Here is a 13619-nt window from a genome sequence, read left to right as displayed (position 1 = left end):
CAGTAACGATCAAGTAACGGGCGCGAACCTTTCCCGGGGGATGGCCTGTCTTGAAGGTCGTCGGCCCGTCAGGGCCAGGGGAGGCGTCGATGAAGCTGGTGTGGAGGCGGGCCCGCGAGGCACGGGGTCTGCTGGTGGCCGCGGTGATCGCCGCCCTGGTTGCCGTCGCGTTGGTCACCGGCCTGTCCGACTACAACCGCCGCGCGGTGGACGCCGGGCAGCGGGCGCTGGTGGCGGCCTCGCCGGCCGAGGAGCGCGGCCTGCTGGTCAATGGCTCCGGCGGGCGCGACGCCGCCGAGTTCGCCACCCGCGACAAGGCGGTCCGGGACCAGTTCGCCGACGGGCTCGCCGGCGTGCCGGTCACCGTTGCCGCAGCCCGGTACGGAACCGGCCGGGAGTTGACCGGCGACCTCGGGTCGGTGCCCCGTACCGGCGACGAACCGGTCTTCGCCAACCTGGCCACCCTCGAAGACCTGGCCGCGCACGCCGAGCTCACCAGCGGGGCGTGGCCCCGCCCCGGCGCGAACCCGATCCAGGTGAGCCTGCCGGAACGGGTCGCCACCGCGCTGGGCCTGACCACCGGCGAACCGATCCCGGTGCGCGACCGGTCCATCGAGCGGGCCAGCCAGGTGGTGCTCGCCGGCACCTGGCGGCCCCGCGATCCTGCCGAGGCGTACTGGCTGCTGGCCCCCGGGGTGGGTGCGGGCAGCGCCGGCTCGGCCACCTCGTACGGGCCGTTCGTGCTGGACCCGGCCGACTTCGCGGCCACCTTCCCGGGCTCGGTGTCGGCGTCCTGGCTGGCCGAACCGGACCTCGCGGGCGTCGACGCCGCCGACCTGCCCGCCGTGCGGACGGCCATGACGGCGGCCGCCACGGCGGTGCCCGAGGCCGCCAACCTGGGCGCGTCGGGGCAGACGCTGACCCGGATGGATCGGCTGCTGGACCGGATGGCCCGAGCCGACCTGGTGGGCCGCTCCGCGCTGGCCACCCCACTACTGCTCATCCTGGTGCTCGGCGGGTACGCGCTGGTGCTGGTCGCCGCCCTGCTGCACGAGGACCGCCGCGCGCAGACCGCGCTGCTGCGCGCCCGTGGCGCCGCCCGCCGGCAGTTGGCCGGCCTGGCCGCCCGCGAGGCGGCCCTGGTGGTCGCCCCGGCCGCCCTGCTCGGGCCACTGATCGCCGTGGAGGCGCTGCGGTACGTCCGGCCGGGCGGGGCGGCGGAACTCTCCACCGCCGGCGGCAACACCACCCTGGTCTGGGCGGCTGCCGCCGCCACCGCGGCCGGCTGCCTGGTGGCCATGGTCGCTCCGACGCTGCGCGGCTCCGGCACGTACGTGGCCGACATGGCCGCCCGGTCCCGGCCGAACCGGGCGGCGAGCGTCCAGCGGGCCAGCGTCGACCTGGTGCTGGTGGCGCTGGCCCTGCTCGCCTGGGTGCAACTGCGCCGGTACGCCTCTCCGCTGGCCGGCTCGGGTGGCCGGCTCGGGATCGACCCGCTGCTGATCGCCGCTCCGACGCTCGGCGTGCTGGCCGGCGCCGTGCTGGCGCTGCGGGTGCTTCCGCCGCTCACCCGGTTCGCCGAGCGGTTCGTCGACCGGCGTCCCTGGACGGCCACCATGTTGGGCATGTGGCAGGCTGGCCGACGTCCGCACGCTGGCCCGGTGCTGCTGCTCGCGCTCGCCGTCGGTGGCAGCACGCTGGCCTGGTCGCTGATCAGCACGGGGGAGCGGTCCCAGGCCGAGCAGGCCGGTCACACGGTCGGCGCCGACCTGCGGGTGACCGAGCGGGCGGGTTCCGGCCCGCCGACCCGGGTCGGTCAGCTCGCCGCCCTGCCGGGCGTGGAACGGGCGCTGCCGGTGTGGCGCGACGAGGTGCGGGTCGGCCGGAAGGACCTGCCGGTGACCGTGATCGGCCTCGACGCCGCCAGCGCCGCCGGCGTCGTACGGCTCGGCGACCAGCTGGCCGACGAGCCGGTGCCGCAGCTCTACCAGCAGATGGTGCGGGCCCGGGGTGCCCCCGCCGGCGTCGAACTGCCCGCCGACGCCCGCGAGATCACCGGCACGGTCCGTACCCCGGTGGAGGGGGCAACCCGGCCGCTCCAGATCGCGGTGACGCTGCTGGTCACCAGCTCCGACGGGCTCGCCCTGCGGCTCCCGGTGGCCGACGCCGACAGCGACGGCCGGATCACCCCGTTCACCGTGCGACTGCCCGACGTCGACGGGGCACGGCTGCGGCTGGCCGGCTTCGAAGCCGACGGCGGGCCGGCGGTCGGCACGTCCTACCGGCTCCAGGTGGACGGGTTGACGGTGGTCGGTGCGGACGGCACCACCCGGCCCGCCGGACTGACCGGTGACTGGGTCATGGTGGCCGGCGACGAGCGACCCTCGCCGGTGCGGACCACCGCCACCGGGTTCTCCGAATTCCACCCGGTGGCGTTGATTCCCGGCGGGCAGTTCGCCTACCAGCCGGACACCCGGTTCGCCATCGTGCCCGCCGGGCAGAGCCCAGCCATACCGGTGCTGATGACCCCGCAGGTACGCGACACGCTGAGCCTCGGCATCGGCGACACCATCAACCTGACGCTGTCCGGAGCGACGCTGCCGGTCAAGCTGGTCGGTGAGGTGACCGCCGTGCCGGCCACCACCGGTGAGGGCATCCTGCTGGACCTGCCCGCTGCGGTCGACGCGCTGATTCGAAGCGGCGGCGTCGTGCGACCAGTGCCGGAGTGGTGGATCGGCACCGACGACGCGACGGCCGCCGCCCGCGCCGCCAGCGAGTTGCCCGCTGTCACCGTGCTCGCCCGCGAGGCGGTGATCGAGTCGTCCGCCGAGGACCCGTACTGGCGCGGGTCGCGTACCGGAATGCTCGCCGCGGCCCTCGGTGCGGTGCTGCTCGCCCTGGTCGGCCTCATGGTCGACGTCTGGGCCACCGCCCGGCGCCGGCTGAGTGAGTTCGCGGTGCTGCACACCCTCGGCGCCACGCCCCGGCTGCTGGCCCGGGCGTTGCTGGCCGAACAGACCTTCCTGGCCGGCATCGGCGTGGGGGTCGGGCTGCTGCTCGGCGCCGCGGTGGGGGCAACCATGGCTCCGCTGGTCATCCTCACCCCGGCCGCCGGCCGGCCGGTGCCCCCGGCGACGTTCGAGCTGCCCTGGGTGCCGATCGGCGCGACAGCGGTCGGCCTGCTGCTGGCGGCGCTCGCCTTCAGCGCGTTCATCGCCACCGGCATCCGGCAGCGGGTGGCGGCGGTGCAGTTGCGGATCGGGGGAGAACGATGAGCGGGCGCGACGTGCGACCCGGTGACCGGGCGCGACGGGGGAGTACCCGATGAGCATCGGTGCGGCCGTCCGGCGAGTCCGGGCGTACGGCGGGCAGTTCCTGCTCCTGGCGGTGCTGACGCTGGTGGTCACGCTGCTGGTCAGCGGCGTGCCCCGGCTCGTCAACCGGCTCGCCGAACAGGGCCTGCGGGCGCAGTTGACCAGCGAGCCGGCCGCGCGCCGGGACATCTCGTACACCTCCGGGGTAATGACCGCCCCGTCCACGAAAATCATGGGCGACGCCCGCAGGCAGTTCGAGGCCATGGCCGAGAAGATGCCGGCGCCGGTGCGCTCGGCGGTGGCCGAGCGGTGGTACAGCGTGGACGCCGCGCCGACCCGAGTGGTCGGCCCCGACCTGAAGGCACGCAACCTGCTGGTCGACCTGGGCCTGCGTGCCATGCCTGGCGTCCAGGATGCCGGCACCCTCGTCGAGGGGACGTGGCCGAACGAGACGTACGTCCCCGACCGGCCGACCGAGGTGGCGCTCGACGCCGACGTGGCCCGCAAGCTGAACCTGCGGGCCGGCAGCCAACTGCAGATCGGCACACCCACCAAGACCGGTATCACCGACCCGGCACCAATGGTGGTGGTCGGGCTGTTCCGCCCCGTCGACCGCGCGGGCGGCATCTGGGACGCGCTGCCATCGCTGCTGCAGGTCATCAGTCCGCGCGGGGACGGCGAACCGTTCATCGCCGTGGGTGTGGTTGCCGAGGTGACCATCGACAAGCGGGCCGCGGCTGGTTGGCCGGTGCGTTCCGACTGGCGTTACCGGCTCGGCATCGACCGGATCGACGCGCGTCAGCTCGACCAGTTGATCGACGGCCTGCAACAGCTGCAACGCGAAGCCGATCCGAATCTCACGCTGATCCAGGGCGCCGACATTCCGCTGCGCGCGTTCGCCGCACAGGTGGACGCCGCCCGGACCCTGCTGGCGGTGATCTCGGCCGGGGTGCTCGCCACCCTGGCCGGGCTCGTCGTACTCGCGGCGATCCTCGCCGCCCGGCGCCGCCGCTCGGAGTTCGCCCTGCTGCGCGCCCGTGGTGGCGCGGCCACCACGGGCGCCCGGCGCAGCCTCGCCGAGTCGCTGCTGGTGGTACCGGTCGCCGCCGTCCTGGGCTGGTGGCTGGGCACCCTGGTCCCCGGCACCCCAGACCCGACCGCGCCGTACGTCATCGCGGCGGCCGTGCTGGTCACCCTGGCACTGCCGATGGCCACGCTGGCCGTGCCGGCCGGCGGGGCCGCCCGCCGGGACCTGATCCGGGTACGGCCCTCGGCCCGCCAGCTCACCGTCGAGGTCTTCCTGCTGCTGTTGGCCGGACTTGCCACGGTGCTGCTGCGCCGGCGCGGACTCACCCTCGGCGAGGTGGACCCGTTGCTGGTGTCGGTGCCCGTGCTGTTCGCGATCGCCGCGGCAGTGCTCGCGCTGCGCGCGTACCCCTGGCCGTTGTTGTTGGTCAGCCGGCTGGCCGCGCGGACCCGGGGCAGTGTGACCTTCCTCGGCACCGCGCGGGCCGGCCGGTCCGCCGTCGCCGCCCCACTGGTCGTCGTGGTGCTGGCGATCGGGACCGCGGCGTTCTGCGCGGTGGTCGCCGCCGGCGTCGACGCGAGCCGGGACCGGGCCGCCGAGCAGGCGGTCCCGGCCGACGCGCTGATCCGGGGTGAACGGTTCGCCCCGGACACCATCGATGAGTTGGGCCGCCTGCCCGGGGTACGGGCCGCAACCCGGGTGCTGAACGAGCCGGCTGACCGGCTGGCTGCCGACGAGATCGGCACCGACGCCCGGATCGGGCAGGTGGCCGTGCTGTTGGTCGACGCCCCGGGGTTGGCCACGGTGACGCGGGAGTCCGGTGTGGACCTGCCGATGTCACCCGCGCTGCTCACCGCCCGGGCCGAACCGGGGCCGCTGCCCGCGGTCGTCTCCCCGGCGATCGCCGCTGACCTGGCCCGCGCCGGGCTGGACGGTTCCGCCTTCGCTTCCGTGCAGGGCCAGCGGTACGAGTTCCGAGTGGCCGACACCGCCGAGAGCTTCCCGCTGCTGCCGGAGAACAGCAGCCGGTTCGTCATCCTGCCCTGGCAGGCGCTGCCCGAGCGGAACACCACGCCCGTACCGACCAGCGTGCTGGTCGCCGGGGACCGGCTGGACGCGGAGGTGCTGCGCCAGGCCGGTGACCAGGGACAGCTGCGCTACCAGCAGACAGGGGCGGTGACTGGTCGGGAACGGCCGAGCGGGGTGACGGTCTCCACCCGGGCGGACGTCCGACAGGAGTTGGCTGACGGCGGGGCGAACGGGGTGCTGGCCTTCGGGTTCGTGGCCGGCGCCATCGGTGGCACCGTGCTCGGGTTGCTGGCCATCGCGTTCACCGTGCTGGCCGGCGCGCGGGCCCGGGGCCAGGTGCTGTCCCGGCTGCGCACCCTCGGCCTGTCCCGTCGGCAGTGGCGGGGGCTGCTGCTGGTCGAGCTGACCCCGCTGGTCGGGGTGTCGGTGCTGACCGGCGCGCTGGTCGGGGCGCTGCTGCCCCTCCTGCTCAACCCGGTGCTCGGCCTGTCCGCGTTCACCAGTGGTGTCCCGGTCCGGGTGGCCTTCGAGCCCGGTCTGGTCGCCGCCGTGCTCGCGCTCGGGGCGGTCGCCCTCGGCTTCGCGGTCGCCGTCGAGGCCATGAACAACCGCCGGCTGCGCCTCGGTGAGGTGCTCCGGCTCGGAGAGGAGAGCTGAGATGACCGCTACTGCCCAGATTCCCGTGGCGCCCGACCTGGCCGCCCTGCAACAGCGGGCCGCGCAGCGTGCCGCCGAGCGGGCCGGCGGCCAGGACCGGCTGCGCGGGCACATCGTCTGCGACGGCCTCGTGCGCATCTTCAAGACCGAGGGGGTGGAGGTGGTCGCCCTGCAGGGGCTCGACCTGGTCATCGACCGGGGTGAGCTGGTCGCGATCGTGGGCGCCTCCGGCTCGGGCAAGTCGACGCTGCTCAACATTCTGTCCGGCCTGGACACCCCGACCGCCGGCATCGCCCGGGTGGCCGACTACGACCTGCTCTCGCTGTCCGCCAAGCGGCGGCTGAGCTACCGGCGGGAGCTGGTCGGGTTCGTCTGGCAGCAGACCGGCCGCAACCTGCTGCCGTACCTCACGGCGCTGGAGAACGTCGAGCTGCCGATGCAGTTGGCCGGCAAGCGCTCCCGGCGGGCACGCCGGGAGCGGGCCCGGGAGCTGCTCGACCTGGTCGGCGTGGGCTACTGCGCGGATCGGCGGCCGGGGCAGCTCAGCGGCGGCGAGCAGCAGCGGTGCGCGGTGGCGGTGGCGGTGGCGAACGACCCGGAGGTGCTCTTCGCTGACGAGCCGACCGGCGAGTTGGACGAGGCGACCGGTGCGGAGGTCTTCGCGGCGCTGCGCACCATCAACGCCGAGCTGGGCGTGACCATCGTGGTGGTCACCCACGACCAAGCCGTGGCCACGCAGGTCCGCCGGACCGTCGCGATCCGCGACGGCCGGACCGCCTCCGAGGTACGCCGGACCGCGCGGGTCGGCGCGGACGGCAGCACCGAACTGGTCAGCGAGGAGTACGCGGTGCTGGACCGGAACGGTCGGATGCAGCTGCCGGCCGCCTTCGTCGACGCGTTGGCGATGCGGGAGCGGGTCCGGCTCGATCTCGAGCCGGACCATGTGCAGGTACGGCCCGGTGACCGGGCCTCGGATGGGCAGGAGGGGCGGGCGTGAGCCGTCGGGACATGGTGGTTACCGGCCCAGCCGGGGCTGGCGGGCTGGCCCAGGCTGGGGCGGTCCCCGGTGAGGTGGTCCGGGTCAGCGGCGTGAGCCGGACCTTCGGCCGGGGCGAGCACGCCGTGCACGCGGTGCGGGACGTCTCGTTGAGCGCCAACCGCGGCGAGTTGGTCGCCATCCGGGGCCGCTCCGGCGCCGGCAAGACCACGCTGCTGAACCTGATCGGCGGGCTGGACCGGCCGGACAGCGGCCAGGTGGTGGTGGCCGGGCACGAGGTGACCGCGGCCGGCGAGGCCGAGCTGCTGAAGCTGCGCCGGGGCACCGTCGGGTTCGTGTTCCAGACGTTCGGGCTGGTGCCGATCCTCTCCGCCGCCGAGAATGTGGGCGTGCCACTGCGGCTGGCCCAGGTGCCGGCGGCCGAGCGGGAACAGCGGGTCGCGGTGTTGCTGGAGCTTGTCGGCCTGGGCGGGCACGCGGCGCAGCGCCCGTACGAGCTCTCCGGCGGGCAGCAGCAGCGGGTCGCGGTGGCCCGCGCACTGGCCAATGAGCCGGACCTGCTCATCGCCGACGAGCCAACCGGCCAGCTCGACTCGGAGACCGGTCGGTCCATCATGGATCTGCTGCGCGCGGTGGTGCACGCCCGAGGCATGACGGCGCTGGTGGCCACGCACGACCCCGCCCTGATCGACCTCGCCGACCGGGTGCTCAACCTGCGCGACGGCCGCCTGGTCGACGGCTGACCGCTGCCCTCGACCCATGCGCGTGGGCCGTTGGCCGTGAGCGGTGGGCGGTGCGCGTGGGGCCGTGGGCGGTGAGCCGTGAGCCGTGGGCCGTGGGCCGTGAGCCGTGAGCCGTGGGCGGTGGGCGGTGGGTCGTGGGCCGTGGGCCGTGGGCCGTGAGCACCGTGGGCTACGGGCTCGGCGAGAGGCGACCGGCAGGGGCATGTTCGCTCCCTGTCGAGCTGCCCCAGATATGGACCGCGGAAGGCGCGGGCACGGAAGGCGTGGGCACGGAAGGCGTGGGCACGGAAGGCGTGGGCACGGAAGGCGTGGGCACTGGAGCCCAGGTGAGGGAGCCTGGGTGGGGCGCCGCCGTCGGCTTGTTCGCAGTTCCGGATGTGGGTCACGGGGTGGTGCGGGAGTGTGGAAGCTCGCCGTCGATGCGGTTCGCTGCCCCAGATCTGGGGCAGCTCGACAGGCGTCGAGGGGCACCTGGGGACCTCGGGGCGTGATGGGGCCAGAGGCAGCCGAGGGGCCGACGCCACCGACGGGCTGGCGTCACCGACGGGTCGACGTCATCGACGGGCTGGCGTCATCGACGGGCGACGTCACCGGCGGGCTGGCGTCACCGGCGGGCCGACGTCACCGGCGGGCTGGCGTCACCGGCGGGCCGACGCCACCGACGGGCTGGCATCACCGGCGGGCCGAGGTCTCCGACGGGTCGACGTCATCGACGGGCTGGCGCCGTCGGCGGGCGGTCAGAGGGCGAGCTTCATGCCCTCGTGGCTCGCCACGAAACCGAGGCCCAGGTAGAAGCGGTGTGCATCCTGGCGGGCCTTGTCCGTGGTGAGCTGCACCAGCGCACAGCCGCGCTGCCGGGCCTGGTCGATGGCCCAGGTCATCAGCTTCCGGCCCAGCCCCTGGCCGCGCCGGTCGGACCGGACCCGGACCGACTCGATCAGGGACCGCTCGGCGCCGTGCCGGCCGAGCCCGGGGATGTAGGTGATCTGGAGGCAGCCGACCAGCTCGCCGCCCTGCTCGGCGACGATCAGCTGGTTGCGCGGGTCGGCGCTGATGTCCGCGAACGCCCGCTCGTACGCCTCGTCGACCTCGGTGAGGTCGCGGGCCTTGCCGAGGACGTCGTCGGCGAGCAGGGCGATGACGGCGGGCAGGTCGGCCCGTACCGCCTCGCGGTAGATCATGTCGGTCATGCCGCTGAGCCTGGCACAGTGACGTCGGCGGATGGGTCGGTGCCGCTTGCCGGGAGGGGGCAGCATAGGGCGGCATGGACCTTCTGTTCCTGCCGTTCCGGTGGATCTACCGGGCGTTGGTGTGGTTCGCGAACTCACCCCGCACGCTGATCACGTCGTACCTGCTGATGATCGTGGTGGCGGGGGTCATCTACGGCGAGGTCGAGCAGCGCAGCCCGGCCGACGCCGTCTGGTGGGCGGTGGTGACCGCGTCCACCGTCGGGTACGGCGACATCTCGCCGACCACCTGGGCGGGCCGGACGCTCGCCGCGCTGCTCATCTCGACCATGGTGTTGCTGGTGATCCCGCTGATCACCGCGCACTTCGCCAGCCGGCTCATCGTCGATGACGACGCCTTCGTGCACGAGGAGCAGGAGCAGCTCAAGACCGACGTGCGGCGGATGCGGGCGCTGCTGGAGGAGATGGCCGCCCGGCAGGGCATCGAGCTGCCGCCGCTGCCGCCGACCCGGCCGGTCACCGAGCCGGGCAGCGTAGCCCGTCCCTGGGGACGGTCAGGTCGATCAGGTAGGCGTCCACCGCCGCGGTGATGCAGGAGGTCTGCGGGTAGGCGGTGTGCCCCTCGCCTTCCCAGGTGAGCACCCGACCGACGCCCAGCATCGAGGCGAGCCGGGGGGTCTGCTCGTAGGGCGTCGCAGGATCGCCGGTGGTGCCGACCACCACGATGGGCGGCGCGCCGTTGGCCCGGCCGGTCGGGTACGGGTCCCGCCCGCCCGGCCACTCGACGCAGCTCAGCATGCCGACCGCCAGCGCCGGCCCGAACAGCGGGTACTTCGTGCGCCACTGTGACTGCAACTGGCGGATCTGGGCCCGGCTCGGCTTCTCCGTCTCGTCGGCGCAGTTGATGGCGAGGTTGGCGTCGAACAGGTTCGAGTAGTGCCCGTCGCTCTCCCGCCCCGCGTACGCGTCGGCGAGCCGGAACACGTCCTTCGGGTCACCCTCGGCCAGCCGGTCGATCGCACGGGCCAGCTCCTGCCAGCCGGACTCGGTGTAGAGCGAGGAGATGACCGCGTAGAAGACCCAGCCGGGAGTCGCCTCCCGCCCGTCGTCGCCGCGGACCGGCGAGACCCTGGCCTTGTCGATGGCCGTGGTGACGGCGGCGCGCGCGTCCGGTGCGATCGGGCAGCGGTCGGCGGTCGCGGCGCACCAGCGGGTGAAGTTGTCGAAGGCCCGCTCGAAGCCGCGGGCCTGGCTCTCCGAGCCGGCCACCAGCCGCTGCTGAGGGTCGACCGCGCCGTCGAGCACCAGCGCCCGCACCCGCTGCGGGTAGAGCTGGGCGTAGACGGCGCCGAGCAGGGTGCCGTACGAGTAGCCCAGGTAGGTGAGCTTGTCGTCGCCGACGGCGGCGCGGACCGCGTCCATGTCCCGGGCGGCCTGCTCGCTGCCGTACAGCGGCAACTGGTCGCCGTACCGGTCGCCGCAGCCCCGCCCGATCCGCTGGCTCAGCCCCACGAAGCCGTCGAACGCCGACTGGCTGGTCGGATCCGGGTCGTAGCCGAAGCTGGCGTCCAGGTCGGCGTCGGAGATGCACTTGACCGGGCTGGACCGGGCCACCCCGCGCGGGTCGAAGCCGACGATGTCGAAGCGTTCGGTGATCGTGGTGGGCAGCCCACCGAACTGGGTGCCGAAGGAGAGGTAGACGGCGGTGTCGACGCCGGAGCCACCGGGACCACCCGGGTTGATCACCAGCGAGCCGATCCGGTCCCGTTGCTTGGTGGACCGGGCGCGCAGCAGGGCGATCTCGAAGGTCTGCCCCGCGCCCGGGCCGGCGGTCGCCCCGCCGCCGGTGCCCCAGTCGCGCGGGACGGCGATCCGGGTGCACTCGTAGCGCATGTCCGGTGCGCCCCGCCCGACCAACTCGTCGGCCACCTCCGGGCAGGCTCGCCAGGTCGGGGAGTTGCCGGTTGGCGCCGCCTCGCCCTCCACCTCGGTGCGTGGCGCGAACGCCGGCAGGGTGCAGCCGGCGGTGAGCAGCGCGGCCACGGCGAAGCCGGCGAGAGTGCGACGAACCCGGCGACTGGTCGCCATTCGAGGCCGGTCGGCGGTGCGGGTCACGTGGTCCTCCGGAGTCGAGTCGACGGCCAGGCTACGCGGGACCGGTGGCGGCCCGGTCCACGGTGGCCGCCGGGTCGCCGCGCAGCACCTGGTCCACATCGAAGCGGATCGGGCGCTCGAGCTGGTCGTAGCGGCAGGAGCGAGGATCGCGGTCCGGCCGCCACCGGACGAACTGGGCGGTGTGCCGGAACCGTTCGCCCTCCATCGCGTCGTAACCCACCTCGACCACCAGCTCCGGGCGCAGCGGCTCCCACTCCAGGTTCTTCGTGCCGGTCCACCGGCTCACCCCGCCCGGGATGCGCTGGCCGCGCTCGTGGTCACCGTGCACCCACGGGTGCTCGCCGCCGGTGTCCCGGTAGGGCGCCAGCTCGTCGAGCAGCTCGGCCCGCCGGGCCATGCTGAACGAGGCGCTCACCCCCACGTGGTGCAGCACCCCCGCGTCGTCGTAGAGGCCGAGCAGCAGCGAGCCGACCACCGGGCCGGACTTGTGCCAGCGGAAGCCGGCCACCACCGCGTCCGCGGTGCGGGCGTGCTTGACCTTGAACATCAGCCGCTTACCCGGCTCGTACGGCAGGTCGGCCGGCTTGACGATCAGCCCGTCCAGCCCGGCGCCCTCGAAGACGTCGAACCACCGGCGGGCGGTCTCCGGGTCGGTGGTCACCTGGGTGACGTGCACGGGCGGGCGCACCTTGGACAGCGCCTCCACCAACCGCTCCCGGCGGCGCGGGTAGGGCTGGTCGACCAGGGCCTCGTCGCCGATGGCCAGCAGGTCGAAGGCGACGAAGTCGGCCGGGGTGGTCTCGGCCAGCAGCTTCACCCGGGACGCGGCCGGGTGGATGCGCTGGGCCAGCAGCTCGAAATCCAGCCGGGGCTGGCCGCCCGGGCCGTCCCGCCGGATCACGATCAGCTCCCCGTCGACCACGCACCGCTCGGGTAGCTGTCGGCGGGCCTGTTCGACCACCTCGGGGAAGTAGCGGGTCATCGACTTGCCGCCGCGGCTGGCCAGCTCCACCTCGTCGCCGTCGCGGAACACGATGCACCGGAACCCGTCCCACTTGGGCTCGTAGGTCACCCCGGGCGCGGTGGGCAGCTTGGGGACGCTCTTGGCCAGCATCGGCTCGACCGGAGGGTTGATCGGCAGGTCCACGGCGACCAGTCAATCAGACGGTGCCGACAGTCGTGAGGCAGATCACCGTGGGTGCCGGGGTGGCGTGTCCGCCCGCGCGCCGCTCGTCCCGACCGGGCGAATCAGATAGCCGCAGGTCAGAGCTAGTTTCGCGAGGTGTCCGAGTGGGTCTGTGACTGCTGCGGGCGGTGGCGGGTGAGCGTCGAGCTGATCCGGGGCCGCTACCGGTACCGGCTGGTCCGTCGCTACCCGGAGCAGTTCGGCGGCGGCAAGAACGTGCTCGGCGAGGTCGGGTCGGTGCCGGAGTTGGCGGAGCTGCTGCGTCGGCGTACCCCGCTCACCCTGGCCGACCTGCGCGAAGCCGCCTGATTCCCGGCGGCGCTTCCGCAGCATGGCCGGCCAGTGGTTGCCCGGGTCACCATCCGTCGGGCAGCCTCGTCTCCATGACGCGGTGTCGCCGGGCGGCGCCGCCGGGGAGGAGACGCGATGCGGTTCGAAGCCGGTACGGAGATCGCCGCCGACGCCCAGCGGGTGTGGGCGGTGCTGATCGACGTACAGCGGTGGCCCGAGTGGACGGCCTCGGTGAGCCAGATCGAACGGGGAGAGCCGGGGCCGCTCACCGTCGGCGCGACCGCGCGGTTGACGCAGCCGAAGCTGCGGCCGGCGGTGTGGCGGGTCACCGAGCTGACCGAGGGGCGCGACTTCACCTGGGTCTCCGAGGCCCCCGGCGTGCGGACCCGGGCGGAGCACCGGTTGCTGCCGCTGCCCGACGGGCGTACCCGGGTCGAGCTGGCCATCGCGCAGTCCGGGCCGCTGGCCGGGCCGGTCGGCTGGCTGTACGGCGGTCTGCTCCGCCGCTACCTGCGACTGGAGGCCGACGGGCTCAAGCGTCGGAGCGAGCTGGGCTGACCGCCGGCTTGTCCAGTACGGCCAACCGGATGCCGTTCGGGTCCGGCCGGTGCGCCACGATCCGGTAGCCGTGCCGTTGGTACAGCCGAACGTTGCGGGCGCTGTCCGCGCCGGTGAACAGGGTGAACAGGGCCACCGAGGGCGGGCAGGCGGCCTCGATCGCGGCGAGCAGCCGACCCCCGACGCCCCGCCCCTGCTGGTCCGGGGCGACCGACAGCCGCCCGACGTGCGCGGTGTCCCCGTCGAGGTGGGCCCGCACGGAGCCGACCAGCCGGTGCCCCAGCCGGGCGGCGAGCACGGTGGTCGGACCGGTCAGCACCGCCCTGACCTCGTCCAGTGTCTCGGTCAACGGCGGCAGGAACGGATCGGTGTAGTGCTGCGCCTCGGTCAGGTACGCGGCGCGCTGCACGGTGAGGATCTCGCCGGCGTCCGCGACACCGGCCGGGACGATGCTCGCCTCGACGCTCATCCGGGCAGCACACCACAGCCGCCGCCGTCCTCGACCGGCGGCCCGG

Annotated in this window: 11 protein-coding genes; 7 read left to right on the top strand and 4 right to left on the bottom strand. The window is 74.1% G+C overall.

Features of this window, described 5'->3' with window-relative positions; all coding sequences use genetic code 11:
• The first annotated feature begins 89 nt into the window (after positions 1–89).
• The 4 genes from ABZV00_RS09505 to ABZV00_RS09490 are packed head-to-tail and all read left to right on the top strand — an operon-like array spanning position 90 to position 7767.
• Positions 90–3275, top strand: a complete 3186-nt coding sequence (locus tag ABZV00_RS09505; RefSeq protein ID WP_355603479.1) for an ABC transporter permease — start codon at positions 90–92, stop codon at positions 3273–3275.
• Positions 3276–3324: 49 nt separating this feature from the next.
• Positions 3325–6027, top strand: a complete 2703-nt coding sequence (locus ABZV00_RS09500) for an FtsX-like permease family protein (RefSeq protein WP_355603477.1) — start codon at positions 3325–3327, stop codon at positions 6025–6027.
• A 1-nt stretch (position 6028) separates the two neighbouring features.
• Positions 6029–7024, top strand: coding sequence for an ABC transporter ATP-binding protein (locus ABZV00_RS09495; RefSeq protein WP_355603474.1), 996 nt, complete (start codon positions 6029–6031; stop codon positions 7022–7024).
• Positions 7025–7035: 11 nt separating this feature from the next.
• Positions 7036–7767: an ABC transporter ATP-binding protein gene (locus ABZV00_RS09490; RefSeq protein WP_355603729.1), complete on the top strand. Its 732-nt coding sequence runs from the start codon at positions 7036–7038 to the stop codon at positions 7765–7767.
• 737 nt (positions 7768–8504) lie between these two features.
• On the opposite strand, the gene ABZV00_RS09485 is transcribed toward ABZV00_RS09490, so the two are convergent.
• On the bottom strand, positions 8505–8957 hold the full coding sequence (locus tag ABZV00_RS09485; RefSeq protein WP_355603472.1) for a GNAT family N-acetyltransferase: 453 nt from the start codon (positions 8955–8957) through the stop codon (positions 8505–8507).
• A 74-nt stretch (positions 8958–9031) separates the two neighbouring features.
• Here ABZV00_RS09485 and ABZV00_RS09480 point away from each other — a divergent pair, with 74 nt between their 5' ends.
• Positions 9032–9544, top strand: a complete 513-nt coding sequence (locus ABZV00_RS09480; RefSeq protein ID WP_328425007.1) for a potassium channel family protein — start codon at positions 9032–9034, stop codon at positions 9542–9544.
• On the opposite strand, the gene ABZV00_RS09475 is transcribed toward ABZV00_RS09480, so the two are convergent.
• Positions 9471–11042, bottom strand: coding sequence for an alpha/beta hydrolase (locus ABZV00_RS09475; protein WP_355603726.1), 1572 nt, complete (start codon positions 11040–11042; stop codon positions 9471–9473). The genes ABZV00_RS09480 and ABZV00_RS09475 overlap by 74 nt on opposite strands.
• A gap of 58 nt (positions 11043–11100) precedes the next feature.
• Positions 11101–12216 carry an ATP-dependent DNA ligase gene (locus ABZV00_RS09470; RefSeq protein WP_355603468.1) on the bottom strand — a complete coding sequence of 372 codons (1116 nt, stop codon included), beginning with the start codon at positions 12214–12216 and terminating at the stop codon, positions 11101–11103.
• A 135-nt stretch (positions 12217–12351) separates the two neighbouring features.
• Here ABZV00_RS09470 and ABZV00_RS09465 point away from each other — a divergent pair, with 135 nt between their 5' ends.
• Positions 12352–12564 carry a hypothetical protein gene (locus ABZV00_RS09465; protein WP_328425011.1) on the top strand — a complete coding sequence of 71 codons (213 nt, stop codon included), beginning with the start codon at positions 12352–12354 and terminating at the stop codon, positions 12562–12564.
• 117 nt (positions 12565–12681) lie between these two features.
• Positions 12682–13104 carry an SRPBCC family protein gene (locus ABZV00_RS09460; protein ID WP_355603464.1) on the top strand — a complete coding sequence of 141 codons (423 nt, stop codon included), beginning with the start codon at positions 12682–12684 and terminating at the stop codon, positions 13102–13104.
• Here the strand turns inward: ABZV00_RS09460 and ABZV00_RS09455 are convergent.
• The gene (locus ABZV00_RS09455) at positions 13079–13573 is read right to left on the bottom strand and encodes a GNAT family N-acetyltransferase (protein WP_355603461.1); all 495 of its coding nucleotides are present in this window, start codon (positions 13571–13573) and stop codon (positions 13079–13081) included. The two genes, ABZV00_RS09460 and ABZV00_RS09455, sit on opposite strands and share 26 nt — an antisense overlap.
• Positions 13574–13619 lie beyond the last annotated feature (46 nt).

This window comes from Micromonospora sp. NPDC005173, assembly GCF_040608515.1.
GTDB lineage: Bacteria > Actinomycetota > Actinomycetes > Mycobacteriales > Micromonosporaceae > Micromonospora.
The sequence above is the reverse complement of the archived record's forward strand: the minus strand, read 5'-3'. Positions and strand labels throughout refer to the sequence as shown.